This is a genomic window from Streptomyces sp. NPDC014894, from assembly GCF_043080985.1.
In the GTDB taxonomy this organism is placed as follows: domain Bacteria; phylum Actinomycetota; class Actinomycetes; order Streptomycetales; family Streptomycetaceae; genus Streptomyces.
Genome location: NZ_JBIBWD010000018.1, coordinates 121,976 through 148,536 on the forward strand (window position 1 = coordinate 121,976; position 26,561 = coordinate 148,536).

A 26,561-nucleotide genomic window follows, 5' to 3' on the forward strand; every position below is an offset into this window, starting at 1 on the left:
GTGCGGAGGCCGGGCGGGCGGGGTCAAGGACCGGGGGAACTCTCTTCGGTCCGCCCTTCGGTGGTCCTCCCGGGGAGGCCGGGCGAGGGCCGGCAGGACTGCCGCAGCTGGTCGCGGCTCTCGATGCCCAGCTTGCGATAGGTGTTGGTCAGATGGATCTCCACGGTCCGCAGCTGGACGAACAGGAACTTGGAGATCTCCCGGTTCGTGTGGCCGCCCGCCGCGAGCGCGGCGACCTTGCGTTCGGCCGCGGTCAGGCTGTCGAGCCCCTTCCGCCGCGAACGCGGCATACGGCCCCCGGCCGCGGTGAGTTCGGCGGCGGCGCGCTCCAGTACGGGCGCGGCGCCGATGTCCTGGGCGAGGTGGACCGCCTCGCGCAGGGCCGCGCGGGCGGCGGGAGTGCGTCCGGCCCGGTGCAGCAGCACGCCCTGGTCGGTGAGGACCCGGGCCAGTTCATGGGGCGCTCCGTGGGCCCGCAGCAGGTTCACCGCCTCGTCCATGACCTCCGGCGCCGTGCCGCCGGCCGTCCGGGCGACGGCGGACAGGGCGAGTCCGAGGATCCCGGGGGCGTGGTGGGCGCGGGCCTCCTCCGCCTCTTCGAGGGCGAGTTCGCGGGCCTGCCCGTCCCGGCCCGCCTCCAGGAGGGCGCGGGCGGCCGAGGACCGCCAGGGCAGCAGCACGCCGGCGAGGCCGTGCTCCCGCAGACGCCGACCGCACTCCAGCAGGTCCCGGACGCCGTCCTCGGTGTAGCCGAGCGTGGTCTTCAGCTCGCCGCGCGCGAAGAGGTGCGTGGCGCCGGCGAGTCCGACCGGCGGACCGTCCGGGACGCCGGCGCGTTCGAGTTCCGCGCCCGCCTCCTCGCAGCGTCCGGCGAGGGTCAGCAGATGGACCAGGCGCGCCCGGACCAGGGTGGCGAGCGGCCCCGAGGGGGCGGCGGCGCAGGCGTGCAGTGTCGCGACGGCGGCACGGGCGTCGTCCAGGGCGGCGGCCGGGCCCTCGGCCGCCAGGAGCCGCAGGGACCGGAGGGACCGCGCGAGGGCCTCCAGGGGCCGGTGCCGCCATCGGCGGGTACGGATCAGCGCGGCCTCCAGCAGCGCGGCAGCCGCATCCGGGCGCCCTGTGTGGATCATCACCTCGGCCGCCCATAAATGGGACATGACGTGGGCGGGAGTGCTCGGGAACTCGGACCGCGCCGCCTTGTGCGCCTCGGCGAACGCGGCGGCGCTCTCCCCGTGCCGGCGCAGCCTGGTGAGGGCGGTCAGCGCCCCGGCGAACACGCCGCCGTCGTCCGGGCCCCCGCCGTCGTCCGTGTTCCCGTGACGGTCCGTGTCCCCGCCGGCGGCCGGGGACACGGACGGCGACGGCAGCGGTCCGCGTACACCGCAGTGGTACAGCCGCAGGGCGAGGGCCGGGTCGGCGTCGCGCGGCTGTGGGCCGGCGAGGGCGAGGGCCGTCTGCTCGGCCTGTTCCGGCGGCGCGCTCAGAAGCAGCAGATCGAGCAGGCCGGGAGTCCGGCGTACGGCGCGGCGGGCGTCGGGCGAGAGCCGGATCGCCTCGTCGAGGGCGGCGGCGGCCTCGGCCAGGTCGGTACGGGAGGCGGCCTCGGCGAGTTCCAGCAGGAGCGCGGCGCGTGGTTCGGGCGCGAGCGGCTCGGCCAGGGCGCGCCGCAGATGGCCGCAGGCCGCGTCGGGGTCCCCGGCGGCCGTACGGTCGGCGGCGCCGGCGCGCAGCGCTTCCAGGACCCAGGGTTCGCCGCTGGGCAGGGCGCGGGCGAGGTGCCGGGCGACCGCGTCGGGCGCCGCCTCGGCCCGGTGCAGCAGGCGGGCCGCCCTGCCGTGCAGCGCCTCGGCCTCGCCCGGGGCCAGCGCCGCCCTGACGGCGGTGGCCAGCACGGGGTGGCGTACGGTCACCCCGGCCGGGCCGGGGGCGAGGACGCCGAGGCGGACGAGGCGTTCGGCGATCGAGGCGACGACGGAGCGGCCGAGCCCGGTCAGTTCGGCGATCCGGGCCGGAGTGGCGGGGGAGTCGAGTACGACGAGTGCGCCGACGACGTGTGGCGCGTAGGGGGACAGCCGGCGCAGCTGGCCGTCGAAGGAGCGGGCTATGGAGTCGACCACGATGCCGGGCAGCGCGCTGGCGGCCCGGGCGTCGCAGCCGTGTCCGAGCTGGGCCAGCCGGGCGGCCAGCGAGGCCACCAGGTGGAGGTTGCCGCCGGTGGCGGCCATACACGCGTCGGTGAACTCCTCCTCGGGGCCGACCCCGAGGTGGTGTTCGAGGACCGCGGCGACCGAGGTCCGGCCGAGGTCGCGCAGCGGCAGTTCCCGGGACTGGGTGAGCGTCAGATCGGCCAGCAGACCGGCGCCGTGCTCCTCGGTGCCGGGGCAGAGGCTGAGCAGAAGGGTCAGCGGGGTGTCCCGGCAGCGTTCGGCCAGGCCCACCAGCCACCGCAGGGAGTCCTCGTCGGCCCAGTGCACATCGTCGACGGCCACCAGCAGCGGTCCGGCGGCCTCCGGTGCGGCCAGCCGGCCGAGGACGCCGTACAGGCCGCGCGGCGCGGCGGCGCGGGGGACGCCCTCTGCGGGCAGGCCTCGCAGCAGGTCCGCGGCCTGCCGGGCGATCGGGAACCAGAGGCGCTGTGCGCCGAGGCGGCAGGCGGACTGCGTGAGCCGCTGCGGGAGTTCCAGCGGCGTCTCACGGTCGGCGTAGCTGCACCGGACGTGCAGGACGGTGAATCCGCGCTGCCGGGCCGCGGTGGCGGCGTCGTCCAGCAGAATCGTTCTTCCTGTTCCGGCCGGCCCGGTGATCAGCAGGGAGCTGCCGGTGCCGCGAGCGCCCTGGTCGAGGGCCTGCTCGAGAGCGGCCCGCACATGCCCGTGCTCGGCCAGGAGCGGCACGGCGGGACGGTCGGGGGCCGGAGCCGGGGAGTCATGGACAGCGTGCGAGGTCAGGGAATCGACGAGGGGCGTCACTGCAACCTCTCCTCCTGGGCACTGCCTTCGTGCCTGCGTCGCCCGCCTCCGCGCTCGGTGCGGGCCTGGTCTGCTCGCCCTGCCGGGCTGCCGTCCGCCCGGCCCCTCTGTCACCCACGGTCATGGGACAGGGGGGCGGGGCGCGGTCGGGCGACCGGCGAGCGACAGGGGTGACACCCCCCGCCGGCAGCCCGCGCGCGGCGGCCCCGGGCCCGGCCGCCGGTTCTCACTCGCATGTTCTTCCTCGTCTCCTTCGGGGCCCGAGTGACCAACCAGCCACAGTGGTAAGGCTGTTCACCCCCGGCCTTGCTGGGAGGGAAGAGGCGGAACGCGTCCCGGAGGTTGCCTCGACGGGCCGGTCCGCGCCCGTGAGACGTGGTCGTCGGCCTGCGGGGTGCCGGGGCGGCCACACCGGGCCCCGCCATCCGGAGGGGCAGGGCCCGCGCCTCGGCGCCGTGCCGCCTTGCCCGGGACGGCGGCCCGGGACGGCGGAAGAGCCCGGGCCGTACGGCGCTCCCGGGGCCCGCCGTACGACGTCCGGACGCGGCTCACGCGGCTCACACGGCTCACGCGGACCGCGAGGCCCACGCGGTCCGCGCACCGCGACCCGGCGCGGCGGTTCCGCGCTCCGGGCCGCCGCCCGCCCTCCGTATGATCGTTCCATCGTCACGGGGAGGAACGGACACCATGGCATCGAGCCGGAAACGCGGCCGCGGGAAGAACACGGACGGCGAGGAGGAAGAGGAGGGCTGCTGCGTCGGCACGCTCGACACGCTGACGCACCCGTGCTGCTGCGGCGGCGGCATATCCGGGCAGATAGCCACGCTGTTCGCCGTCCTCAGCCACTCGGTCACGACCGCCGGCCACGGCGCCGATCCCGCCGCGCCCGCCCCGGGCGGCCGAGTCGCCGCCGCGATGTACCGATCCGTACGGCACTACCGCGTCACGGTCAGCCCGGCACGCCCTCCGTGCTGCCCCTACACCCCGAGCTGCTCCACCTACGCCGTCAAGGCCCTCCACCGCCACGGCGCCCTCCGCGGCGGCCGGCTGATCCTGTCGCGTCTCCTGCGCTGCCGCCCCGCCGCCGCCCGCCGCCGGGGCGCCCACGACCCGGTCCCGCCGGCCCGCGGCTGACCGCCGGCACCGCTCCGAGGCCGAGCTTCGGACCCGCCGGCGGCGCGCCGGAGAGCCGTCCCTGACGACCGTGCTCCGTCGGGCGGGCGGATCCGGACCGGCGAGCCGTCAGGACGGCACGGCGGGGCAGCCGCTGCCCCGCGGCGGGACCGCCAGGTCGGTGAGATAGCCGTCCACCGCGTCCTCCATGCACGGGCCGCTGGTGACGCTGCCGTGGCCGTGGCCCTCGTAGGTGAGGAGCACGCCGCCGCGCCCGAGCTGCCGGGCCACCGAGACCGCCCACGGGTAGCCGGTGGCGGGGTCGTGGAGCGCGTTGGACAACAGGATCGGCGGGGCGCCGCGTACCTCCAGACGGTGCTGCGGGTTCGCGGTCGGCGCGCCCAGACACGCCGCTGCCATGTGCAGCGGCAGCAGGTGGGGCAGGTCGGGCGCGGTCGTGTTCATCATGGCGACCAGCGAGGCGTACTCCCGGTAGTCGCGCACCGGCAGGCGCCAGTCGGAGCAGAAGACGGGCGTGGCCGCGGGCAGCGGCGCCGCCGACGTGGGCGACGGGGACAGCGGCCCGCTCGCGTCCATCCCCGCGATCGCCGCGGCCAGGCCCGCGTGGTCGGCCCGGTAGAACTTCCGGAACGCGATCTTGTTGACCAGGTCCGAAGTCGACAGCGAGGTGCCCCGGCTTCGCCGGATCCTCCAGCTCCCCCCGCCCGGCCCGCGCCAGCAGGCTCCGCCAGACCGCGCGGACGTCACGGCCGTGCAGCGCGCAGCCCGGCGCACCGTCGCACCACTTCACGAACTCCTGGAACGAATCCTGTGCCGCGGCCGCCGAGGACCGCAGAAAGGCGCGGGCGGTCGGGACGCTGTGGTCCATGACGCTCTCCAGCACCATCGCCCGCACGCGGCGCGGATAGGTCTCGACGTACCGCGCCCCGAGCAGCGTGCCGTACGAACTGCCGTGGAAGGTCAGTTTCCGCTCGCCGAGGGCAGCCCGGAGCGCGTCCAGGTCCCGGACCGTCCGGGCGGTGTCGAGATGGTCGAACACCGGCCCGGTACGGGCCCGGCAATCGGCGCGGAGCCGCTTGTTGTACGCCACGGTGGCGTCGAAGTCGGCCTGCCTCCTCAGCTCCGGTGACGGGCGCTCGGCGAGCAGATCGGCCGAGCAGGTCACCGGCTCGCTGCCGCCCACACCGCGCGGGTCGAAGCTGACGATGTCGAACCTCCGGCGGACCTCGGGGCTGAACCGGCTGATCCGGCGCACCACCGTCTCCACCCCCGAGTCGCCCGGCCCGCCGGGGCCGAACACCATCGAGCCGACGCGTGCGCCGGGGTCGGCGGCCTTGCGGCGGGCCACGGCCAGGTCGAATCTCGGCCCGCCCGGGCGCGCCCAGTCGACCGGCACCGAAAGCGCGGCGCACTCCGCTCCCGGCCTCGCCGGGTCGTCGCACGGCGCCCACCGCAGGGCCCCGACGGCGGACGGCGACGCGTGGAGCGCGGGAGCGGCGGCCAGACCCGTGATGACGACCATGGCTGCTCCCACGGCCATGGCCGTGCCCCGTCCGGCGATGCGCGGCGCGGATCTGCCCCTGAACGGCATGGATCCTCCTCCTGGAGAGAGCTGTCGCGTCAGGCGTGCGGACCCGGCCGGGGGCGCTCCTGTCACGTGAGACGCCATGCCGCCCGCCCGGTGCGCCTGTCGGGGACTCTTCCGGGTCGGATCAGGGACCGCTCAGGGGCGAAACGGGGCCGGGTCCTTGCCCGTCGCCGACCTGCTGCCGGAGAGCTACATCTGGGCAGACCACCAAACCGATACCGGATGACCTCACCGTCATGCTCGCCCCGAGGCTCGGCGCCGAGCGGGTCGACGCTCTGCTGCGGCCCGTCGGTTGGGCGGGCGGCCGGCGCCCGGTCCCGGCTTCGGCGCCCGGACCAGGCCCGCCGGGCCGGCCCTTTGCCCCGTTCCGGCGTGGCGCTTCAGCGGTTCGACGGCCCCGCTCGGTTTCATGGTCCTTGACCGGCTGTCCGGCGGTGGAGGAGCTGAAGTGGTGAGTGACGTTCCGGCGCGGGACGCGATGGATGTCCGGGTGAACCCGTCGCGTCGGCGGCTGCTGACCGCTGCGGCGGTGTCGCCGGTCCTGGCCGGCGCCGGCGCGAGGACGGCGACGGCGCAGACTGTACGACAGCAGGCTGTGCTGCCGGCGCCGACGGCGGAGGCGGACTGGTCCGAGGTGGCCGGCGTCCTGGGCCGTACGGGGAAGATGATGGACGGGTCGGTCTACCGGGTGCGCTTCGCCCGGCAGGATCTGCCGGTGGTCACCTACGGCGTCAGGCTGTTCCTGGGCTCCTACGCGGCGTTCACCCGCTACGGCGACGGCCGGGCTCTGGTGATGGGCAGCCTGGCGGTCACCGAGACCGAGCTGCAGCCCGCCGCCGACGCGCTCCGCACCGGCGGGCTGGAGCTGACCGCGGTCCACAAACACCTGCTCGCCCACGAGCCCGCCATGTGGTGGACCCACTTCCACGGACACGCCGAGGACCCTCGGACCCCGGCCCACGGCGTGAGGGCCGCTCTGGCCGTCACGACCACGCCCTCCACCCCGCCGGCCGCCTCGCAGCCGCAGATGGACCTGGACATCGCCGCCGTCGAGGAGGCGCTCCACGCGAAGGGCGTCAACGACAGCGGAATCCTCCGGTTCACCTTCAACCGCCGGGAGACGGTCACCGACCACGGACGCGTCCTGCCCCCGGCCATGGGCATGACCACGCTCATCAGCTTCCAGCCGGTCGGCGGCGGCCGGGCCGCGGTCCACGGCGACTTCGCCATGACCGCCGGCGAGGTGCGGAACGTGCTGGCGGCCCTGCGCCGAGGCGGAATCGACATCGTCGAGCTGCACAGCCACGGCCTCACCGAGGAACCCCGCTTGTTCTTCGCCCACTTCTGGGCGATCGAGGACGGCGCGACCCTGGCCCGCGCGCTGCGCGCGGCGCTCGACGCCACCCGTACCGCCCCGGCCGTCGAACTGCTGTGACCCGAGGCCCGGCGGACTCACGGCCCTTCGGAGGCCCGGCCGCCCCGGGTCCGGTACGGAGTCCCCGGCCGAGGCCGTCCGTCCGGCCGCTCTCCGCCGGCCGCGGCCCGCGTCGCCGAGCCGGCCCGCGCGGGCGGGCCCCGCCCCTCCCGGAGCCGCCGGCGTCACGACCGGACGCGCGATCACCGTACGGCGCGGCCTTCCGCTTGCATGGGACGTGGTCGTACGGGGCACATAGCCGCCAGTCGAGAGCTGGGTGGCGGCGATGGGGTGGGTGGCCGATGAGGGACTTTTCGCGGTCTGGTGGCTGCTGGGCTTCGCGGCGGTCAACGGCGTACTGGGCTGCCGCTGCCTGATCCGGGGATGGGGCGACCGCGCGACCGTGCGACGCGTCCGGCGAAACGGCATCGGGCCGGTGGAAGCGGCCTGGCAGGCGGACGGGGAGCGGGCGGCCGCGCGGACGGCCGTGGGCCTCCTCACCCTGCGGGGGGCCGTCGAGGTGTCGAAGAAGGGCGTGGTCACGGCCGTGCCCGACGCCCCCGAGCCGGCCGACCCGGTACTCTCCGCGCTCTTCGACGGCATTCGCCTCCGGAGCGCCCGGAAGACGCGGCTGTACGAGATCGTGGACGCGGCCGACTTCGAGGAGTACCGCGTCCGACTCGCCCGGCGCGTGCCTGATGTGCGCCGGTACGCCGAGCCCGGCCGGGTCGTCGCCCTCTTCGCCGCGTGCGGCGTCAGCCTCGGTCTGACCGCGCACGGCCTGGGCGCCGGGGTGCGCCTCCCCTTCCTGGGCGGGGATCCCGCCCTGTGGGTGGTGGTGTGGTGGCCCCTCTGGGGTCTGCTCGCGCTCTGCGCCGCGGCGTGGCCGGCCGAGCGCACCCGGCGCTGGCGGCGCTTCAACCGCTCCTGTCGGCGAGTGGCCGACGCCGCGCTGGAGGGACTTCCGGGCCGGACCCGCGTCGCACTGCGCAAGGGGGCGCTCCGCCCGGCCCCGCCCCGTCCACGGCAGGAACGGAAACGGTCCCGGCCGAAACGCGACGCTCCGACCCCCGGTGGCGGCGGTTGGGCCGACGACTCCGGGACGGACTCGTACGGGGGAGGCGGCTGCGGGGGCGGCGACTGAGCCTGTCGCCGGGACCGAGGCGCTTTCGGCGGTCGCGCCGCCGGCCGCACGGGGTCCGGAGCACGACCGGCGGCGCGGGGGCGGGGGCACCGGCGGCCGCCGCACGGCACGACCCCACCGGCCGCCCCTCACGCGCCGGCACGCCCCGCCCCTGCACCCTGCCGGCCGCCCGACATCGCGCCAGGAAACACCCCTTGCGCGTTCCTCGCTCAGGCTCCCTGCTCCGGCGGCTGCTCGTCGTCGGCGCGGTTCTCGTCCCGGGTCCTCTTCCGGGAGAGCTTCTCGACGACCGGTCCGCCGAGAGCGACGAGGAGTAGTCCGCCGGTGAAGTCGCTCAGCACGTCCCCCAGGAAGCCGCTCATGAGGTCCAACAGAAAGCTCGTAACCATGGTGTACTCCGCCGTAGTTGGGGATTCGACAGGTGCGCGCCCAGCGTGCCGAGAGGCCCGGTTGTCCGTTCGCCGCCGGCGTGAAGGCCGAGGTGAGCGGCGCGAGAGCTGGACATTGGACCGGTCGGAGCCGGACAACTCAGGAGGGCGCGATGGGCAAGGCGGGTCGGAACCGTAGATTCCACGGGTCGGACGCCGAGGTCGCCCTGGCCAGATTCCTGACCGAGATCACCGCAAGCGCCGGATTGGACACCGTCGCCAAGCTCGCCCAGCGCTTCCGCCACGGCGGAAGCCGCTCGACCTGGGCGGACTACCTCAACGGCAAGAAGCTCATCCTCCAGACGCTGCTGGGCGAGGTACTCCAGGAATTACGGAGGCAACGGCCGGAGCGGTGGAACGGCCGGCTCATCACCCAGGCCAACAGGCTCTGGAAAGAGGCCGCGAACGGCATCGCACCGAGCGAGGATTCCGGGGCCGAGGTCCTCAGCCTCCACCGCAAGCTCCACCAGACCCAGGACGCCCTGGTCAAAGCCCAGACGGTGACCGCGGGCAGCGAACGCGTCATTCAACTGCTGCTCCAGTTCTCCGGACAGCAGGAGACGAGGATCGCGGCCCTCACCTGCGAGATCGGCCACCTGCGCGACGGAGAGCGCGCGGCGGCCACCCACCGCCTGGACCAGGCGCGTTTCCGCCTCTCTCGCATCCAGACCGAGCTGGACCGCGCGCGGAACGACCGCTACACCGCCGAGCAGGCCCAGACCGTCCTGTTCAGGGAGCGGCGCGAAGTCATCAGGGAGATCGAGGCGCTCCAGCGGAGCACGGTCGTCCCGGATCAGCCGGAGGACGGGGCGTGGGCCCGGGCCTCGCTCCCAGCACCCGCGAGGGGGCCGGAGCTGTCCGTCGAGGAGCTGGACCGGCAGATGGACGAGCGGCTCGACGTCATCCGTACCAGGGGTGAGGAACGCGAGGCGCTGCTGTCCGAGGTGCTGTGGCAGGCCGACATGGACACCGGGACAGCGGAGGAGGGTTCCCGGACCCTTCCCGGAGCCCTCGTCGGCGAGGACTTCCCGGACGCGGACCCCGCGCCGCCTCCGCCGCCCGCTTCCGCCGGGCTCCGGGCCACTCCGAAGTCGACGACTGTGTGCTCGCTGTCCGAGAGGGCGACGCCGACCCTCTGCTCTCGGACGCCCTGACGCTCTACGGCTTCGCCGAGAAGTACCCGGACCTCACTGTCACGGGCAAGGCGCTCATGCCGGGCCGGGTGAACTACGGGCTCGCCATGCCCAAGGGCCGACTCGAGGAGTGCCTCCAGCTCAAGAAGGCGGTCAAGGGGTACATCAGATCCATCGAGTGGACCAAGGACATCAACGACCTGCCCCAGGTCTTCCGCAAAGACGATTGGACGGACTACCTTCCGGTCGCCCAACAGATCGATGAGCTTTCCTGCCGGGGCGAGACCGATTCCTGACGCCGTCGGCCGGCCTCGGCGCGGACTGTCGTTCTGCCGCTCCGACGCCGCCGGCGCCCGGCCGGGCAAGGCCGCGGCCGGGGCGGCTCAAGCACGGGCTTCCTGGCACCGCTGCTTCTCCGCCTCGGTCAGCGTGCCTGCGCGCCGGTGGACGCGCGGGCGGAAGACGGTGTCGGTGACATCGAACGCGCCGGTGATGACCCGCTTGTTCCCGGCCGCGCCGACGAGGCTGAAGGCTCCCTTCGCCGGGCCGTCCTGGACCTCAATCCAGGACGATTCCCCAGGCTGGACGGGCTCCTTTTGCGAACCGCTCGGGCGGTGGGAACGATCCGCTCCCCGGCGGCGGGCGCGTCGTTCGCGCCCCTACGCGGCCTCGGGCGCGCTGGGGGAGAACCGGTACCCGGCGAAGTCGCCGACGCGGACGTATCCGAGCCGCTGGTAGAGGGCGTTGCTGGTGGAGTTGTCCGGATCGGTGAACAGGACGACGTCCGTCGCGCCCGAGGCCAGCGCGGCCGCGCTCGCCGCGGCGGTCACGGCCGCCGCGTATCCGCGGCCCCTGTGGCGGGTCGGGGTGTAGACGGGGTCGATCCGGACCATTCCGCCGATGACGGAGGTCGCCGCCGCCATCGAGACGGGGGCGCCGTCCGGGGTCTCCCACAAGGTGAAGTGCCGGTCCCCGAAGCGCGAGTGGTCCCAGGAGCCGGCGTCGATCAGGTCGATGGAGGGCTGCTCCCCGACATCGACGCAGAACTCACGGCACCAGCTCACCACGTGCTCACGCTCCGCCCCGCCCGCGACACGGCCCGCGCCCTCGGGGTGCGGTCGCGGCGGGGTGAGCGTGCCGAGACGGTAGAGATGCGTACGCCAGAAGAGCGCCGACGCCGCGCCCGTCCGCCGCTGCCAGGCGTCGGCGAAAGAGGCGGCGGTGTCGGCGTCCGCGATGACGTTGGCGGGGGAGTGGCCGAGCCCGGCCAGGTGAGCGGCGAGCGCGTCGGTCCGCTCGGCGGAGAGAGGGGTGACGCCCAGCCGGCCGCGCGAGGTGAGATAGAAGACGGCGTGGACCGTGCTTCCCGTCTCCAGCCGGCCGAAGACGGCAGTGACGGGGCCGTGCGCGTCCGGCCTGCGTATGCGCAGCTTCTCGATGTCCGTGAGCGGCGTGTTGTGCAGGGCGGGGCGCGAGCGCAGGAAGTCTCCGGCCCGGTCGAGGAAGTCGTCTACGTCCTGAGTGAGGTGCCAGTGATCGGGGAGCATGCCTCATGATCGCGGATGTCCCCGCCCCGACGGGAGCACCTGTACGAAGACGCGCCAGAACCGGTATCCGCTCCGCCCGGGAACGGACTGGTGCCACGTGGACAGGCTGGGGGTCCCGGGGCGTCGGGCTGGTCTCCGCCTCGGGAAGGGGCGAACGCCCGAGCGGCTCGACCCTGGTGCCGGAGCCGCCTCCCGGCGTGCCGGCGGTACGGGTCGATCAGGACGCCGGACGGTGTCGGCGTTGTGGCGGTGGGCGTCAGTCGGCGCGGGGCCCTTGCCCTGGGGCCTGCCTTCCGCTGGGGAGACGAGTGGCCGGTAATCGCCGACGAGGTCGTGCTCGATCCGCGTTGGACCGGTAGGGGCGCAACTCGCTGGTCTCGGCCGATGGGCAAGACTGAGTCCATGAGAGACATCGTTTTCACCCGTGCAAGTGGCTGGATCCCAAACGTGGTCCGCGAGGACGGCGAGCTGAAGCTGATGCTCGGCGCCGGGGCCGACGCCAACCATGAGCCCCGCACGTTCACCTTCTCGATCGGGGAAGCCCATCTCGCGGTGATCCAGGAGGACCTGGCCAGACACCTGCTGCTGTGGAGTGCGGTTCTTCCGCTGTGCGACGCCGCCGGTACCCGTGGCCGGCTCGACGAGCACGCCGCCGCCGCGCTCCTGGACCCGATCCTCCTCTCCCCGCCCGCCGACGTCGACGCGTTCTTCCGGCGCATCCGGTGGGACAGGGCCCGCCTCATCGCCCACGGGGCCGACATCGGCCTGCTCGAACGCGGTCAGCTCTGCGCGGCGATGCGCGCGGCGACGGAGACGTCCAACGCGAAACGGGCTCAGAAGTACCACGCGGACCGCCGCCGCGCCGAGCGCGGAACCGTACTCGGTCCGCTCGACGCCGCCCTTCTGATGTACACGGGCCAGTACCTGCACGGTGCGACGGTTCCGAAGCGCCTGCCCGACGCCGTCGACCCCGCGCTGCTGCCCGAGGTCATACGGGTGATCACCACCGCGGAACAGGCGTGCGCCGGAATGCGGATCGGCCTCGATCCGCGCAAGGGTAAGCGCGCCACGGACAAGCGTGACTGGGACCGGATGACGGCGGCGGTCGACACGGCCGTACGCCGCGCCCGCCCCGAACTCGCCGACGACGCCGTGCGCACCGTGAGCTTCCTGATGTGCTCGGAGGCCGCGACCCGCGCCAGGAACACGCCCCTGGAGGATGACGAGGAAGCCGCCGGCGACCGCCCCGACTCCGGCGGCGGCGCGAGGAAGACGATCCTGTCGTTCACCGACGACAAGGGCGCCGAGAAGAAGTGGCTCGCGGACGGCCCCCGCTCCGCCACCGCTGAGTTCTGGGAGTTCGTCGCCGATCGCTCCGCCGCGGACAACGAGGTCTTCACCATCGAGGACGAGGAGATGGGCGAAGGGATCCAGCTCCACTTCTACGCGGACTCCATCGCCCGGATCACCACGGTCCGCGAGGCCGAAGGCGGCTCTGATCCGGAGTACCGGGTCGAGTACGGCCTGGTCGACGGCCTCGGCGCGTACCGGAGCCTGGTGACCGCCTTCGTCCGGGGCGGCTGCGCCGCACTCGATCAGCACGGCCCTTGGATACCCGACGCCGCCGAGTTCGAGCGCGCGCGCAAGCGGCGCGACACCGGGCAGAGGGAGCCCGCGCCCGTGCTGCCGGAAGACCCCGCGAAAGAGCGGACGCAAGAGTCCGTCCACTCTCCTACGCAGGCGGCTGACTCCGCCGCACCGCTCGACCCGGACCTGGTGGGGCGCTTCTGCCGGTTCTGGGCCGACACCGGGTACAACGACCCGACCGACTCGTACTACGTCCTCTTCGACAGCCGCACGCTCGACGAGACCGGCGAAGACCGGGACGAGCTTCTGCGACTGGTCCAGTCCCTCGGCCTCGAGACCGTCGACGCCCCGCCCGGCGCAGCCGACGGAGAGGTGTGGGTGCGCGTGGACCCACGCATCGACGCGGAGCTCGGGAACTGGGCCTGAGGGGGCGGCCCGATCTCGCGCGCCCCTGGGCGTTCTCCGGCCTCGGGCATTCGGCGCGAGTGATGTCCGGCACCTGACCGAGGCGGTAGAAAACGCTCCTGAACTGCACCGATACGACGGTAACCGGCCGGAAGCGAAGCACCGCCCAGGTGAGGAAGCGCATTGGATCCTGTTCATCTGTCCGTGCCAGGACAGCGGCCGCTCGGTCGTCTCGCGGTCCGGATCGGTGCCGCCGGTCGAGGCGGTCGGCCAGCCCGGGCTTGACCGGGTCGTACCGGCGGCCACGCTGCGCGACACTGACCCGACGGAAGCGGAATCTGGCACCCACCTGACGCGAGCGCCGGGCCCGCAACCAGCCGCGTACCGGGATCCGTCATTTCCGCGAGGAAAGGCCCCGTCGGGCCGCCGCCCCAGTACCGAAAGCGGGCACGACTCGGCCCGTCCAGGCGGTGCCACCCGGTGCGGGGCCGATGTCAGTGCCCTGTTCTACATTGACCGCATGATCGCCTTCACCGACTTCAACTTCAAGCTGCTCGTCATCGAAAAGCTCATGTACTGGGACGAGACGCTGACGCCGCAGTTCAGCCTGGGGGAGCACATGCGCCGACAGAGCGGAATCACCGACCTTCACCGGTACGCGGTCGACAACGACCTCGACTACAAGGTCTTCCCCGAGGCACGCGCCTACTTCGAGAAACTCGACATACCGGATGAACTGCTCCTCACGGTCGACGAACTGACCATCGACGGCGGTCACCAGGTCTACCAGGAGTGCGCGCCGGTCTGGGACGGCGAGGACGAGCTCTTCGATGTCCGCTCCCTCGCCGATCTCGCTCTCGTGCCCCATCTCCAACGCGTCATCGGCGCGGACGAGGCCCTGCTCGCGGTCCCGGACAAGCTCGACATCCTCGCGGCCCGCGGCATCGCCTCGGACTGACCAGGACCAGAGTCGGCCCGTTCACCATCGCGGGCCTCGATCTCGACGACGTGGGCGTCGCCACAGGAGGAGGGCTGGGCCGCGCCCAGACCCCTGGCCCCGGCTGGCGACGACTGCGCCGAGCCGAGCTTGCCCGGAGGACCGGCGACCCGGACCCGTGTCCGACGGGCCGATGCCCTCCTGCCGTTGCTTTCCCTTGGTCGAAAGGTCCTCCACGACCGCTGATCCCGCACCGCACGTCGGTCTGGACGGAGGCCACACTCCCGCCGGACTGCCGGCGCATCCCCGTCACCGTGCACCAGGCTGCCGGACCGGCCGTGGCCCGCGCGGTCGGCGACGCAGGCCTCCTCGGGCATGTCGTCTTGGAGGCTGCTCAATCGGTGGTCCGGCTCCACGGGGAGGACGGCCACAGGGCGAAGTGGGTTCGGCGCCCATTCCCCGTTGCTGTGCTGCAAGATCTCCGGCGGCTGCACTTGCAGTGCGACGGATGCGAACGCCGGCACGGCGGGCTGTCCGCCTGGACCACGGTCGGACGCGGGCTTGGCCTTCGCTGAACGGACGGTCGGCCGAGAGCGGCCGCGGAAGCCGCGGGAGCCTCCCCGTGACCCCGCGGCCGCAACGGGTGGTTTCTCTGGTGCGGGCGGTGAGCTGGACAGGCACAGGGGGAGGGGGCCTGATCCTTCTCCTGCTGGGTTTCGATCCGGGCTCGGCATCAGGCCTCGGGATTCAGCATCACCGCCGCGGTCGCCAGGTCGGCCTCGACGCCGGTGGTCAGCGCGTACAGGGCGTACCCGATCGGGGAGGCGTCCCACAGGCGCTTCGCCCGGGCGGCCAGACCGGGGCGGACGTCCCCGCCCGCCTGCTCGTACGCGGTGAGGGTGGCCTGCAGCATCTTCTCGCCCGCGGCGCCGTACTGGGCGGACAGGTCACGGGCGGGGTCGTCCACGCGGGCGGTGGTCCAGTCCAGGACCCCGGTGATCGTGCCGTCCTCGTCGAACAGCACGTGCGCGGGGTAGATCTCGCCGTGGGTCATCACGGTCTGCCCGGGCCAGCAGGTGTCGTCCTCGAGCCAGGCCTGCCAGGCCTCGGTCAGGGCGGGAGAGACAGTGAAGGCGTTACTCACACGGGCGATGTCGTCCCGCCACGCCTGACGCACCTGGGCCGAGGTGCGGACCTCGACGCCCGCGGTCCCGGCCTGCTCCGGGGTGATGGAGTGCAGACGTGCCAGCAGGCGCCCCAGGTGCCCGGCGTAGTCCGCGTCGGCAGGGTCCATGTGCCAGACGGGCTCCCCGGCGTCGGTCAGAGTCAGGCCGGGGGCGCCGGGAAGGGCCGGGTAGGCGATCAGCTCGGGGGAGCGGATCCGCCAGTCCGGGACCGCGACGCCGTCCTCGGCCAGGACGGGCGCGACCAGGCCGAGGACGCGCGTCTCGGCGGCCATGCCCTCGGAGACGTCGGCCCGCCGCGGTACGCGCAGCACCCATCTCCGGCCTGTCGCGTCGGAGGCCATGACGACGCGGTAGTCCAGGCCCGCCTCGTTCACTGTGGCGTCCCGCGCGGACAGGTGCGCGCCATGGGCTGCGGCCAGAGCGATGACGTCGTCGACGGTACTCATGGGGCCAGGCTCTCACCCGCGCCACTCCTCGTCGCCCGCCCCTGTCTCCTCGCGACCACCCCCGGCCGATGACGGGCCGTCACCGGCAAAGTGATCCGTCCGTGCGCGCGGGTCCGCCCGGCGGAGCCCGGCGTCCTGTGCCCTCGCGGAGGAACGCGAGGCAGGGCGCGCGCGGAGGTACACCGTCCTGGCCGGCGGGCCGCTGTACGGGGTGCCGCTCGGCATCACGGGCCGGAGGCCGGAGGAGGTCGAGGACGGTGTCGCCCTGACCACGGAACCGGAGCGGTGGCCCGGCGGCCGGGCGCCGCACGATCCGCACCCCGGCGACCTACGCCCGCCGGCCGGTCCGGGTGTGGCGTCCAGACGGCGGACGGGCGGCCGCCCGCGTGGCCTCCCCGCCCCGGTCGCCGTGGGCCGCTGCGGTGCCGGCGCGCCACCCCGCCGGACCAGGGGCGGCCCGGCGGCGGGCGGTCGTCAGTCGGCCGCCACGGCCTGGCGGTCCTTCAGCGCGCGCGACTTCGCGTTCTCGATGTGCTCCCGCATCCGGTCGGCGGCGCCCTCGGCGTCTCCGGCGGCCAGCGCGTCGTAGACGGCCGCGTGGTCGCGCGCGGGTGACTCGGCGTCGGAGGAGCCGAGTTCGGTGAACAGGCGGAATCGCTGCACATGGCCGCCGAGCGAGCGGTACGCCGACTCCAGGAAGGGGTTGGCCGACTGTTTGGCGATCAGGAAGTGGAAGCGCTCGTCGGCCGACAGATAGGCGCGGACCGACGTCGAGCCGCCCCCGGTCGCGCAGTGCCGCAGTTCCTCGATGCTGTCGGCCACGTCCTGGAGGAACTCGGGGGTGGTCCGGCGGCCCGCCTCGTAGGCGAGCGTCGGCTCCAGCACCAGGCGCGCGTCCATGAGTTTGATCAGCTCGGTCTCGCTGAAGAGCGGGGCCACGCGGTAGCCCTTGAGCGCCTCGCGGCGTACCAGACCTGTGTGTTCGAGCCGGGCGAGCGCCTCGCGCAGCGGGGTCTGGCTGACGTTCAACTCGCGCGAGAGCGCGCCGATGTTGAGCGGCCGGCCCGGTGACCACAGTCCGTCCATGAACTGCCCGAGCAGTACTTCGTACATCTGGTCGGCCAGGGGTTGCCGGTCGGACGGGCGCGTAGCCATGCGAGTTCTCCTTCGTCGCCCGATGGTAACGCGGGCTCCCCGCCTCTGATCGACTGGCTCCAGAACCGCTATAGCGTTTTACATAATCCTATACTATAGTCCGGATCTCTTCACTGAACGTGCCACTCAGAACGCAGAGGACCACCCTTGATGACGCAGCCGCCGAAGGAACGTGCGCTCCGTGTACTCGTGACAACGCCCTATCTCGAACCCGGCGGCGCGGTCGACCGGACGCTCCGGGACGCCGGTCTGGAGACCGTCTTCGCCCGGCGCGCCGACCGGGAGGCCACCGGGCGGGCCCTGACGGACTGCGTCAGGGATGTGGCGGGCGTCATCGCCGGCACCGACGCCTTCACCGCCGAGGTCATCGAGGCGGCGCCCGGACTGAGGGTCTTCGGCCGCTGCGGCGTCGGCTACGACAACATCGACGTCGCGGCCGCGACCCGGCGGGGCGTCGCCGTCACCATCACCCCCGGATCCAACCGGATATCCGTCGCCGAGCACGTCCTGGCGCTGATGCTGAACTGTGCCCGCCGCATCCCGCAGAACCTCGCCGCCGTACGCGACGGCGGCTGGACGCAGGACAGCGGGCGGGAACTGCACGGCACGACGCTCGGCGTCGTCGGCCTCGGCTCCATCGGCAAGACCGTCGCCCGCGCGGCGCTCGCCCTCGGCATGCGGGTCGTCGCCCACGACCCCCGGCAGGACGAGGAATTCCTGAAGGAGACCGGAGTCGAGGCGCGATCCCTCGACGGCGTGCTGGCGGCGGCGGACTTCCTCACCCTGCACCTCTCCCTCGACAACACCACCCGACATCTGATCGACGCCGCCGCGCTCCGCCGGATGAAGCCCGACGCGTATCTGATCAACACCGCCCGGGGCGGCGTCGTGGACGAGGACGCGCTCGCCGACGCGATCGAGGCCCGCCGGCTGGCGGGCGCCGCCCTGGACGTGGTCGAGCACGAGCCGCTGCGACCCGACAGCAGACTCCGCGCGCTCGACAGCGTCATCGTGACCGCCCACATCGGCGCGGCCACGACCGAGGCCCGCGCCAGGTCCGGTGACATGGCCGCCCGCCAGGTGATCGACCTGCTCGCCGGCCGCACCCCGGACCACCTGGTCAACCCCGAGTACGCGCACGCCCCGCACGCCGCCGGAGCCCGCTGATGCGGGCGCCGAACGGGCTGCGCCTCGACGCCAACCTGAAGTGGCTCTTCACCGAGGTCCCCTTCGAGGAACGGTTCGACGCCGCGGCCGCCGCCGGCTTCACCGGCGTCGAGTACGCCGACCCCTACCCGTACCCGGCCCCCCGGCTGCGCCGCCGCCTCACCGACGCGGGGCTCCACCAGGTGCTGATCAACGCCCCGATGGGCGAGCCCGGCACCCCGGAGCAGGCGGGCGTGGCCTGTCTGCCCGGCCACGCGCCCCGGTTCCGCGCCGATCTGGAGCGCGGCCTCGACTACGCGGCCGAGCTGGGCAGCGACTTCCTGCACGTGCCGGGCGGGATACGTCCGCCCGGCGTCGACCACGACCGCGCCTTCGCCGTCTTCGTCGCGAACCTCGCCTGGGCCGTCGAACGGGCCCGGGGCACCGGGGTACGCCTGGTGCTGGAGGCGCAGAACACCCGGGACGCGCCCGGCTTCCTGCTGGACACCCAGGCACGGGCCGCCGCGGTCGTGGAGGCGCTCGGCCCCGACGGCCTCGGGCTGCTCCTCGACGTCTACCACCTGCAGGTCCAGGAAGGCGACCTCGTCTCCACCCTCCGCGCGCTGCTGCCCGTGGTCGGTCACATCCAGGTCGCCGACCCGCCGGACCGCACCGAACCGGGCAGCGGCGAGATCGCCTGGCCGAGGGTCTTCGACACACTGCTGGACGCCTCCTACGCGGGCTGGATCGGCTGTGAGTACCGCCCGGCGAACGGCACGGCCCAGGGGCTGTCCTGGATCGCCGAGCTGGCCGGAACGGCGACGCGCGCCCGGGCGGTGGCCCCATGAGCGGCGGACGGGACGACCGGGCCCGGGACCGCGCTCCGAGGATCGCGCTGATCAGCGCCACGCCCACCGCCGTCGCCCCGGCGGTCGCGGGACTGGCCGAGGAGTTCCCGGCGGCCGAGCCCTGGAACCTCCTGGACGACCGGCTGCTCACCGACGCGCCGGACCACGGCCCCCTGCCGCCCCGCCTCGTGGACCGGATGCGCCGGCTGATCGGCCACGCCCTGGCCGGAGGGGCCGACGGAGTGCTGCTGACGTGTTCGCTGTACGGCCCGGTCGTGGACGGGATCGAGACGCCGGTACCGCTGCTGGCCCCCGACACGGCCGCTTTCGCGCAGGCGCTGGCGCTCTCCCCGGAGAGCGGCGGGGTGCTGGTCCTCGCCTCCTTCGAGGCCGCCCTGCGCGATACGACCGCCCGCTTCTCCGCCGCCGCCGCGGCGGCCGGCTCGGCGGCCGAACCGGTCGGCGCGGTCGCGCCCGACGCCTTCGGGGCGGCCCGGCGGGAAGACCCCGCCGCACTGTTCGAAGCGCTGCGGAACGCGTGCGCGCCGCACCGCGCCGACGTGGTCCTGCTCGCCCAGTACTCGCTGGCGCCCGCCGCCGCACCCCTGTCCACCGCGCTGGGCCTGCCCGTCGTCTCCGGCCCCCGGGCCGCGGCCGTCGCCCTGCGCTCCGCACTCACCGGGAGGCCCGTATGACCGAGCACCGGGACAGCCGCCCGCCGGCACACCCGACCGACCGCACCGCACCGCTCGGCGTCATCGCCGACGACTTCACCGGCGCGACGGACGTCGCCGTCGCCCTGCGCCGCGCCGGGCTGCGGACGCTGCTGTTCTTCGGAGTCCCGGACGGCACGGACGGACCGGACCACGGCAGCCCCGGGGGCCGGCTGCCGGAACACGAGGCGCTGGTCGTCGCGTTGAAGAGCAGGATGGCGCCCCCGGACGACGCGGTCGCCTCGTCCGCGGCCGCCCTGGAATGGCTGCGCGCACAGGGCGCCGGACAGATCTACCTCAAGTTCTGCTCCACCTTCGACTCCACCCCGCGCGGCAACATCGGACCCGTCCTGGACCGGCTGGCCCGGGCGACGGGCGCCGGTCCAGTGCCGCTGACGCCGAGTTCACCGGAACACCTGCGGACCCAGTACCAAGGCTGTCTGTTCGTGGACGACGTCCTGCTCGCCGAATCGCCGATGCGCGACCACCCGGTGACCCCCATGACGGACTCGTATCTGCCCCGGCTGCTGCGCGCCCAGACCCGCGAGCAGGTGGCCCTCGTCGCACTCCGCACCGTACGGGAGGGCCCGGCCGCGGTCCGCGCGGCGCTGGAACGCGCCGGAGCGCGGGGCGCGCGCTACGTCCTCGCCGACGGCATCGACGAGAGCGATCTGCGCACCCTCGGCAGGGCCGCCCTGGGCGCACCGCTCGTCGCGGGCGCCGCCGGACTGGCCGCCGGTCTGGCGCACGCGTACGCCGAGGAGCGCGCCGCCCGCCCGCCGGGCGCCGAGCGGTCCGCCGCCGGTGACGCCCCGGAGGCCGAGGCCGCCCCGAGCGCCCCGGACGGCCCGGCCGCGGTGCTCGCCGGAAGCTGCTCCCGCCGCACCCTGGAACAGCTCGCCGCGCTCATCGACGCGGGCCGGCCCTGGTACCGCCTGGACCCGGTGGCGACCCCGGATCCCGAGGCGCTCGCCGAGGCGGCGCTCGCCTGGTACGGCGCTCTGCCCCCGGGCGGCGGCGCCCCCGTCCTCTACTCCTCGGCCGCCCCCGGGAAACTGCGCGAGATACAGCGCGAGCTGGGCGTGGAGCGGTCGGCCGCCGTACTGGAGCGGGCGACCGGGCTGATCGCCGCCGGGCTGGCCGGACGCGGGGTGCGCCGGCTGGTCGCCGCCGGGGGCGAGACCTCGGGAGCGGTGGTCGCGGCACTCGGGATCACCGGCGCGCACGTCGGCGCGGAGGCCGCGCGCGGAGTGCCGTGGATCCATCCGCTGGGCGGCCGCCCGCCGGCGCTGCTGCTGAAGTCCGGCAACTTCGGCGGCCCCGGCCTGCTCCTCGACGCCTCGGCGGACCCCGTATGAGCGCGCGCCGCGACGAACCGGAGCGCCGCCGGCTGATCGCCCTCGCGCGAGCCGTCGCCGCCCGTTCGCTCACCCACGGAAGCACGGGCAATGTCTCGGTGCGCGCCGGCGAACACATCCTGGTGACGCCCACAGGGTCGAGTCTGGCCACCGTACGCGCCGGAGAACTGTCGGTCATCGACTCCGACGGGGCCCATGTGTCCGGCCCGGGGCCGTCCAAGGAAGCGTTCCTGCACGCCGCAGTGCTCCGCGCCCGGCCGCGGGCCGGAGCCGTGGTGCACACCCACTCCACCCACGCGGCGGCCGTCTCGTGCTTGGCCGGCGTCGACCGACGCGACGCCCTGCCGCCGTTGACCGCCTACTACGCGATGCGCGTCGGAAGTCTCCCGATGCTGCCGTACTTCGCCCCGGGCGACAGCCGGGCGGCCGCCGCCGTCCAAGCGCTCGCCCGCGACCATGCCGCGCTCCTGCTGAGCAACCACGGCCCGGTCGTCGCCGCCGCCGATCCCGAGGGCGCGCTGGCGGCGGCCGAGGAGATCGAGGAGACGGCGAAGCTCTTCCTGCTGCTCCGCGGCGACCGCACCCGGCCGCTGACACAGGCCCGGCGCACCGCCCTGCGCCCGGCCTCCCTCTGACCCACCCCCCCTGAAATCTCCTGAGGGAGCTGCGGGGACCCCCGGCGGAATCCCTGCCGGAACGCCCGCCTCCCCACCCTGGTGAAAGGACGAAGATGTCCACGGACACACCGAGCACGGTGTCGCTCTTCAGCGCGCTGGCGGTGAAGAAGGCCCTCGACGACGTCATTCTCGCGGCGTTCAGCGAGCGGACCGGGACCGCCGTCGAAGGCGTCTACGACCCGACGAACGTGCTGCTGCGGAGAATCGAGGCGGGTGACCGGCCGGAGGTCATGGTCGCGGTGACCGGCTCCTTCCCGGCGCTCTGTACGGCGGGGGTGATCGACCGGGCCTCCGTGCGGAGCGTCGCCCGGGTCGGCATCGGCCTGGCCGTGCCGCCCGGCGCGGAGCCGCCCGCGCTCGACACCGTCGACGCGCTGGTCACGGCGCTGCGTTCGGCCCGTTCGGTCGCCTACTCGCGAACCGGGGCCAGCGGCGTCCACTTCGCCGCTCTGCTGGAGCGGCTCGGCATGGCGGAGGAGGTCAACCGGCGGGCCACGATCGTGGAGAAGGGCTTCACCGCGCTGGCCGTGGTCGACGGCCGGGCCGATCTGGCCGTCCAGCAGATGAGCGAGCTGCTCTTCGTGCCCGAGGCCGAGGTGGCGGGCCCGCTGCCCGACGGGGCCCAGCACTTCACCGAACTCTCCGCCGCGCTGGGCGCCGCGGCCGCCGACCGGGCCGAGGCCCGCGCCCTGCACACCTTCCTCACCGGGAAGGAGGCCGCAGATGCGTACCGGAACGCGGGACTCGAAGCGCTGCCGCTGGACTGAACCGCGCCCGGCCCGCGGACCGTCCTCCCCCGAGCCCCTCGTACGCCGGGAGAGACGCCGATGAACGCGATACTCGCGCTGGTCGCCTTCATCGGAGCCATCATCGTGTGGAACGTCTGGGCCAGACGCAACATCGGCGAGGCGATGGTCGTCGGCTTCCTCGTCAGCGCCGCGTTCGCCGGCACGGACGCGCCCCGCGTCGCCTGGGAGAGCCTCCTGGAAGGGCTGCGGTCGGAGATCACCTTCGCCGCCCTGGCCTTCGTCTTCGTCAGCGAGCTGCTGACGAGAACGGGGCTCGTGCAGCGGATGATCGACATCCTCAGCTCCCTGCTCGGCCGCCGCGAGGGCGGCTCCGCCTACGCGGCGACGGTCTCGGCCGGTCTCTTCGGCGCCGTCGCGCACAACGGCGCGGCGATCGTGGCGACCATCGGGTCCATCACCATCCCGTGGATGAAACGCTCCAAGGCGAGCGGCGAGACCGCCGCGCTGGTCCTCTCCGGGAACGCGGGCGTCGGCGCCACCTTCCCGTTCAGCGGGGCCTTCTTCATCCTGCTCGCGGCCCCGACCGTCACGCCGGTCCTCCAGGCACGGGACGTGGTCGGAACGATCTTCGTCGTCGGCGCGTGGATGGTCGCGATGCGGCTGGTCATCGCCTATGTCATCGTCAAACGGCGAGGCGTGGGCGCGATGGCGCCGGAGGACATCCATCCGCTGCGCCGGTCCTTCGCGGCCGGCTGGACCTCGCTGCTGGTCCTGGCCGCGATCGCGGTGCCCATCGTGCTGACGGCTTCGCCGACCAGCGATCTCATCGGCGACCGGCTGGGCGGGCTGGACGTCTCCGACGCCGTGCCGCTGCTGGTCTGGCTGCCGGTGGTGATGCTGCTCGCCGGACTGCTGGTGGAGCGGCGGGCCCTGCCGCGCGGCGGTGGCCAGTGGTGGACACTGCTGTCGGAGATCAGCCCCAAGCTCGGGCTGATCGGCGTCACGATGGTCTCGGCCTTCGCCGCCTCCAACGTGCTGAGCACCCTGGGGATCGGCGAACAGCTCACCCCGTATCTGCGCGGTCTGGAAGGGGTGCCGCAGGTCGTCGCGGCGCTCGTCGTCGGACTGATCGTGGTGATCGTCGCGGGCCCGCTGAACACGACGTCCACCCTCGCGGCCGTCGGACCGGTGGCCTTCGCCGCGCTGACGGCCGCCGATGTGCCGCCGTACATCGCCTTCGCCGCCGTCATCGTGTGGGCCTCGTCCGAGGGCTGCTCGCCGCCGGGCGCCGCACCGCTGTACGTGGCCGCCGGCATCGCCTCCATCAACCCGGTGCGCATCTTCGTCCCGGTGACGCTCTACTACCTCGTGCCCTCCTACCTCATGGGCGTGCTGATGGTGGTGGGAGCCGTATGGATCCCCGGATAGGAGTACGAAGATGTACACGATCTGCCTGAACGCCTCCCGAGTGCTCGTCGCGCTCTTCCTCATCGCCGGAATCGTGGTGGTGGTGGGCCAGACGGTCGCCATCGCCGTCGGCTCCGCCGATTTGATGACCCGCTTCGGCACGGATGTCACCGACGTCGCCTGTGTCCTGGCCGGCCTGGCCGGAGTCTTCGCCTTCCTGCTGCTCTACACGGCGGAGGGGAAGGAGAAGGCGGGTGAGTGGGAGGAATGAGGCCGGCGCCGGCCGGCCGCTCCTGACCGGCCGGCTCGCCGAGTGAGGCATCCCGGTCCCGGCGGTCCGCGGCTGCGGCCCCCGGCCGTACGCGGATGTCGGCCCCGACCCCGCCCGCCGGCCGGCCGGTCCCGCCGCGGGCAGCGGAGCTACGGGTTCTGCACCTGGGCAGGGCTCGCGGAAGGGGAGGGGCTACCGGATCACCGTGGCGACGACGACCCCGCACCGGCTCACCCGTGACGGGCCGACCGACCGGTGCGGGGGGCGTCGGCCAGGGGGAGGACCGGCGTCCCCCTGGCCCCGCTGCCGAAGGCCCGGTGAGCACGGCGGCCCGGCCACCGCCGCCCCGGCAGCGGGGGAGCGCCCCCGGATTTCGTGTTGACGCCGGTGAGGATCCGAGGCCCTTGTCAGGGGTCCGGCGGCCGTCGTGTCACGGTGCCGGGGCGGTCCGTTCAGGAGTCCGGCTGTTCTCCGGCGGTCGCGCGGATCCGGGCGCGGGCGGTGTCGGCCTGTTGCCGGATGCGCTGTTGGACGTGGGCGGGGACGCCCTGGTCGTGGAAGTGGGTGACCAGGGTGTCGAGGGTGGCCTCGGCGCGTTCGAGGTCGCCCGCTTTGGCGTGGACGCCTGCGAGGCGGCGCAGGGCGGCGTTGAGGGTGAGGTTGTCGAGCCCGGTGTCCTGGTCGGCACGGGAGGTGGTGATCGCCTCGCCGAGCTGGGTGACCGACTCGGTGATGTCGGGCCGGCGGATCCGGAGGCGCCCGTCGCCGATGGTCTGGAAGTGGCGTCCGGCGTTCGCGCCCCGGGCGAGACGGGCGTACGCCGTGAGCGGGTGGTCGCCGTGTCGTTCGATCAGTTCCTGGAGGGCGTCGTTGCCGGCGGTGAGGTGGGGTGCGTCGGAGCCGAGGAAGGCCAGCAGGGTGCCCTGGTCGTCGCCGGTGAGGAGTTCGCCCACCTCCTGGTCGGCCCGGTCGAGCGGGGTGCGGACCCGCAGGGTGCGGGTGGGGGAGACGGTCCGGGCGCCGTCGAGGCCCGTGTGGACTGCGGTGACCCGGTAGGCGCCCGGTTCGGCAAAGTACAGTCCGTCGCTGCCGTAGCCGAGGTAGGCGGTCTCGTAGACGGCCGGGGCGGCCTCGGTGAGGGTGACGGTCCGCTCCTCGGGGCCGTGTCCCGTGCAGGCGCGGGCGATGGGGCGGAAGGCCCGGGTGCGCCCGTAGGGGTCGGTGATCACGATCGTGGTGCGCTCGCCCTTCGGGCCGATCGCCGCCGCCACGGTCACATCCCCGCGTACACCGGTCCGGGAGAGCCTCAGTTCGGCCATGACGGGCTCGCCGTAGCCGAAGACCTGCTTCCCGCCGAGCGAGAGGGTCAGGCCGGGGTCCTCGGGGGCGCCGGGCAGGACGAGCGCCTCCGGGGAGGGGGCGGGATTGATGAGTGCGGAGTTGCCGCCGAAGTCGCTGCCGCCGGGAACGATGTGGCGGTGGAAGGCGTGGCGCAGATGGCGCAGCTCGTCGTCGGTGAAGGCGTAGGGGAAGTCCTGCCAGAAGTGCCCGGCACCGGCGCGGACTCCGCTGTCGTAGGACGACGGGTAGTTCATCCAGGAGAGGTCGCCGTAGCCGTTGTTCGGGCCCAGCGGGGCCGGGGGTGTGCTCAGGCTCTTGTGGAAGGAGTGGTACAGGTTGAAGACGTGCCCCAGCTCATGGACGTACGTGAACAGCTCGAAGGCGCCGCCGATGCTCTGGGTGTCCCGCAGGTTGCTGTTGAAGATGGCCATGCCCTGGCGCTGACTGCCGAAGAAGTCGAACATGAGTCCGGCGGCGTCGTGGGCGTCGGAGCTGCGGTTGGCGACGAAGGTCCATACGCGCCACTGCTCCGCGTCCCGGTGGAGGCTGAAGTTGGCGGTCATGGCGGCGTGCAGCTCGGCGACGGACCATGCGAGGTCATCGCCCGAGGTGTTCGCCACCGCGTTGACCTGGCCCGCGTTCTTGAGCTCGATACCGGCCTCTGCGTAGGCGGAGGCGACGGTCGCCAGGCGGTTGCGGTAGCCGCGCGGCCCCTGGTGGCGTGAGGTGTCATAGCTCTGGAAGACCGCCTCGCCCGCCAGAGCATCCGTCTCCAGCTCCACCGACCGCAGCGCCGGCCCGCGTAGGAGCAGGAGAGCTGCAGCGAGGTGGTGGTGCCGGGGCCGAAGAGGGCGAGGTGAGTGGTGCGCGCGGGGCTGTTCACGGCGACACGGGGAAGCTGGACGGTGAGTTGCGTCCACGGTGAGTTGTTCGCCCAGGACAGGTTCGGGCTGGAGACGACGAAGTGGCTGCCGCCC

Annotated in this window: 21 protein-coding genes and 2 pseudogenes; 15 read left to right on the forward strand and 8 right to left on the reverse strand. The window is 73.7% G+C overall.

Translation table 11 applies throughout. From position 1 onward, the window contains the following. Positions 1 to 23 precede the first annotated feature (23 nt). Positions 24 to 2,969, reverse strand: a complete 2,946-nt coding sequence (locus ACF089_RS31695) for an AAA family ATPase (RefSeq protein ID WP_392034199.1) — start codon at positions 2,967 to 2,969, stop codon at positions 24 to 26. Between the two features lie 687 nt (positions 2,970 to 3,656). Between ACF089_RS31695 and yidD the strand changes: the two genes are divergently transcribed. Continuing rightward, complete coding sequence (gene yidD / locus ACF089_RS31700) at positions 3,657 to 4,103, forward strand: membrane protein insertion efficiency factor YidD (RefSeq protein WP_392034201.1); 447 nt, start codon at positions 3,657 to 3,659, stop codon at positions 4,101 to 4,103. Between the two features lie 108 nt (positions 4,104 to 4,211). On the opposite strand, the gene ACF089_RS31705 is transcribed toward yidD, so the two are convergent. Continuing rightward, on the reverse strand, positions 4,212 to 4,850 hold the full coding sequence (locus tag ACF089_RS31705) for an alpha/beta hydrolase (protein ID WP_392034204.1): 639 nt from the start codon (positions 4,848 to 4,850) through the stop codon (positions 4,212 to 4,214). A gap of 28 nt (positions 4,851 to 4,878) precedes the next feature. Further along, positions 4,879 to 5,772 (reverse strand): annotated as a pseudogene (locus tag ACF089_RS31710) (alpha/beta fold hydrolase); the annotation flags it as partial. A gap of 370 nt (positions 5,773 to 6,142) precedes the next feature. Between ACF089_RS31710 and ACF089_RS31715 the strand changes: the two are divergent. Further along, positions 6,143 to 7,126 carry a DUF1259 domain-containing protein gene (locus ACF089_RS31715; protein WP_392034207.1) on the forward strand — a complete coding sequence of 328 codons (984 nt, stop codon included), beginning with the start codon at positions 6,143 to 6,145 and terminating at the stop codon, positions 7,124 to 7,126. Positions 7,127 to 7,391: 265 nt separating this feature from the next. After that, positions 7,392 to 8,249 (forward strand): hypothetical protein, encoded by an 858-nt coding sequence (locus ACF089_RS31720; protein ID WP_392034210.1) that lies wholly within the window; start codon positions 7,392 to 7,394, stop codon positions 8,247 to 8,249. A 209-nt stretch (positions 8,250 to 8,458) separates the two neighbouring features. Here the strand turns inward: ACF089_RS31720 and ACF089_RS31725 are convergent, their stop codons facing one another. After that, positions 8,459 to 8,638: a hypothetical protein gene (locus ACF089_RS31725; protein ID WP_392034213.1), complete on the reverse strand. Its 180-nt coding sequence runs from the start codon at positions 8,636 to 8,638 to the stop codon at positions 8,459 to 8,461. 152 nt (positions 8,639 to 8,790) lie between these two features. On the opposite strand from ACF089_RS31725, the gene ACF089_RS31730 reads away from it, so the two are divergent. Beyond that, positions 8,791 to 9,831 (forward strand): hypothetical protein, encoded by a 1,041-nt coding sequence (locus tag ACF089_RS31730; RefSeq protein ID WP_392034215.1) that lies wholly within the window; start codon positions 8,791 to 8,793, stop codon positions 9,829 to 9,831. Further along, a complete protein-coding gene (locus tag ACF089_RS31735) occupies positions 9,780 to 10,106 on the forward strand; it encodes a hypothetical protein (RefSeq protein ID WP_392034218.1) in 327 nt (108 codons plus the stop codon). Before ACF089_RS31730 ends, ACF089_RS31735 begins: the two co-directional genes overlap by 52 nt. Positions 10,107 to 10,469: 363 nt before the next feature. On the opposite strand, the gene ACF089_RS31740 is transcribed toward ACF089_RS31735, so the two are convergent. Further along, positions 10,470 to 11,357, reverse strand: coding sequence for a GNAT family N-acetyltransferase (locus ACF089_RS31740; protein WP_392034221.1), 888 nt, complete (start codon positions 11,355 to 11,357; stop codon positions 10,470 to 10,472). A gap of 402 nt (positions 11,358 to 11,759) precedes the next feature. On the opposite strand from ACF089_RS31740, the pseudogene ACF089_RS31745 reads away from it, so the two are divergent. Together ACF089_RS31745 and ACF089_RS31750 are read left to right on the forward strand one after the other, a co-directional pair. After that, positions 11,760 to 13,013 (forward strand): annotated as a pseudogene (locus tag ACF089_RS31745) (DUF6357 family protein); the annotation flags it as partial. An 856-nt stretch (positions 13,014 to 13,869) separates the two neighbouring features. Beyond that, positions 13,870 to 14,307 (forward strand): DUF6892 domain-containing protein, encoded by a 438-nt coding sequence (locus tag ACF089_RS31750; protein WP_392034224.1) that lies wholly within the window; start codon positions 13,870 to 13,872, stop codon positions 14,305 to 14,307. A 712-nt stretch (positions 14,308 to 15,019) separates the two neighbouring features. Here the strand turns inward: ACF089_RS31750 and ACF089_RS31755 are convergent. Continuing rightward, positions 15,020 to 15,919, reverse strand: a complete 900-nt coding sequence (locus ACF089_RS31755) for a macrolide 2'-phosphotransferase (RefSeq protein WP_392034227.1) — start codon at positions 15,917 to 15,919, stop codon at positions 15,020 to 15,022. 474 nt (positions 15,920 to 16,393) lie between these two features. After that, the gene (locus tag ACF089_RS31760; protein WP_392034229.1) at positions 16,394 to 17,074 is read right to left on the reverse strand and encodes a GntR family transcriptional regulator; all 681 of its coding nucleotides are present in this window, start codon (positions 17,072 to 17,074) and stop codon (positions 16,394 to 16,396) included. 189 nt (positions 17,075 to 17,263) lie between these two features. Between ACF089_RS31760 and ACF089_RS31765 the strand changes: the two genes are divergently transcribed. From ACF089_RS31765 to ACF089_RS31800, 8 genes are all read left to right on the forward strand, one after another. Further along, positions 17,264 to 18,241 (forward strand): phosphoglycerate dehydrogenase, encoded by a 978-nt coding sequence (locus ACF089_RS31765; protein ID WP_392034232.1) that lies wholly within the window; start codon positions 17,264 to 17,266, stop codon positions 18,239 to 18,241. After that, positions 18,241 to 19,068, forward strand: a complete 828-nt coding sequence (locus ACF089_RS31770) for a hydroxypyruvate isomerase family protein (RefSeq protein WP_392034234.1) — start codon at positions 18,241 to 18,243, stop codon at positions 19,066 to 19,068. Before ACF089_RS31765 ends, ACF089_RS31770 begins: the two co-directional genes overlap by 1 nt. After that, the gene (locus ACF089_RS31775; protein ID WP_392034237.1) at positions 19,065 to 19,763 is read left to right on the forward strand and encodes an aspartate/glutamate racemase family protein; all 699 of its coding nucleotides are present in this window, start codon (positions 19,065 to 19,067) and stop codon (positions 19,761 to 19,763) included. Before ACF089_RS31770 ends, ACF089_RS31775 begins: the two co-directional genes overlap by 4 nt. Then, positions 19,760 to 21,139, forward strand: coding sequence for a 3-oxo-tetronate kinase (gene otnK / locus ACF089_RS31780; RefSeq protein ID WP_392034240.1), 1,380 nt, complete (start codon positions 19,760 to 19,762; stop codon positions 21,137 to 21,139). The genes ACF089_RS31775 and otnK overlap by 4 nt, the downstream gene beginning before the upstream one ends. Then, the gene (locus ACF089_RS31785; RefSeq protein WP_392034243.1) at positions 21,136 to 21,774 is read left to right on the forward strand and encodes a class II aldolase/adducin family protein; all 639 of its coding nucleotides are present in this window, start codon (positions 21,136 to 21,138) and stop codon (positions 21,772 to 21,774) included. The genes otnK and ACF089_RS31785 overlap by 4 nt, the downstream gene beginning before the upstream one ends. A 95-nt stretch (positions 21,775 to 21,869) precedes the next feature. Continuing rightward, a complete protein-coding gene (locus ACF089_RS31790; protein WP_392034246.1) occupies positions 21,870 to 22,583 on the forward strand; it encodes a molybdate ABC transporter substrate-binding protein in 714 nt (237 codons plus the stop codon). Positions 22,584 to 22,643: 60 nt separating this feature from the next. Further along, a complete protein-coding gene (locus ACF089_RS31795) occupies positions 22,644 to 23,993 on the forward strand; it encodes a TRAP transporter large permease subunit (RefSeq protein WP_392034249.1) in 1,350 nt (449 codons plus the stop codon). Between the two features lie 10 nt (positions 23,994 to 24,003). Beyond that, positions 24,004 to 24,243, forward strand: a complete 240-nt coding sequence (locus tag ACF089_RS31800) for a hypothetical protein (protein WP_392034252.1) — start codon at positions 24,004 to 24,006, stop codon at positions 24,241 to 24,243. A 452-nt stretch (positions 24,244 to 24,695) separates the two neighbouring features. Here the strand turns inward: ACF089_RS31800 and ACF089_RS31805 are convergent, their stop codons facing one another. Beyond that, complete coding sequence (locus ACF089_RS31805) at positions 24,696 to 26,366, reverse strand: hypothetical protein (RefSeq protein WP_392034255.1); 1,671 nt, start codon at positions 26,364 to 26,366, stop codon at positions 24,696 to 24,698. Between the last annotated feature and the right edge of the window lie 195 nt (positions 26,367 to 26,561).

Excerpts from the sequence above, each read along its gene's own strand:
- ACF089_RS31740 (WP_392034221.1), bottom strand. The coding sequence starts at position 11,357 with ATGCTCCCCGATCACTGGCACCTCACTCAGGACGTAGACGACTTCCTC.
- ACF089_RS31730 (WP_392034215.1), top strand. The coding sequence starts at position 8,791 with ATGGGCAAGGCGGGTCGGAACCGTAGATTCCACGGGTCGGACGCCGAG.
- yidD (WP_392034201.1), top strand. The coding sequence starts at position 3,657 with ATGGCATCGAGCCGGAAACGCGGCCGCGGGAAGAACACGGACGGCGAG.
- ACF089_RS31800 (WP_392034252.1), top strand. The coding sequence starts at position 24,004 with ATGTACACGATCTGCCTGAACGCCTCCCGAGTGCTCGTCGCGCTCTTC.
- ACF089_RS31785 (WP_392034243.1), top strand. The coding sequence starts at position 21,136 with ATGAGCGCGCGCCGCGACGAACCGGAGCGCCGCCGGCTGATCGCCCTC.
- ACF089_RS31795 (WP_392034249.1), top strand. The coding sequence starts at position 22,644 with ATGAACGCGATACTCGCGCTGGTCGCCTTCATCGGAGCCATCATCGTG.
- ACF089_RS31725 (WP_392034213.1), bottom strand. The coding sequence starts at position 8,638 with ATGGTTACGAGCTTTCTGTTGGACCTCATGAGCGGCTTCCTGGGGGAC.
- ACF089_RS31750 (WP_392034224.1), top strand. The coding sequence starts at position 13,870 with ATGATCGCCTTCACCGACTTCAACTTCAAGCTGCTCGTCATCGAAAAG.
- ACF089_RS31755 (WP_392034227.1), bottom strand. The coding sequence starts at position 15,919 with ATGAGTACCGTCGACGACGTCATCGCTCTGGCCGCAGCCCATGGCGCG.
- otnK (WP_392034240.1), top strand. The coding sequence starts at position 19,760 with ATGACCGAGCACCGGGACAGCCGCCCGCCGGCACACCCGACCGACCGC.
- ACF089_RS31720 (WP_392034210.1), top strand. The coding sequence starts at position 7,392 with ATGGGGTGGGTGGCCGATGAGGGACTTTTCGCGGTCTGGTGGCTGCTG.
- ACF089_RS31770 (WP_392034234.1), top strand. The coding sequence starts at position 18,241 with ATGCGGGCGCCGAACGGGCTGCGCCTCGACGCCAACCTGAAGTGGCTC.
- ACF089_RS31760 (WP_392034229.1), bottom strand. The coding sequence starts at position 17,074 with ATGGCTACGCGCCCGTCCGACCGGCAACCCCTGGCCGACCAGATGTAC.
- ACF089_RS31775 (WP_392034237.1), top strand. The coding sequence starts at position 19,065 with ATGAGCGGCGGACGGGACGACCGGGCCCGGGACCGCGCTCCGAGGATC.
- ACF089_RS31790 (WP_392034246.1), top strand. The coding sequence starts at position 21,870 with ATGTCCACGGACACACCGAGCACGGTGTCGCTCTTCAGCGCGCTGGCG.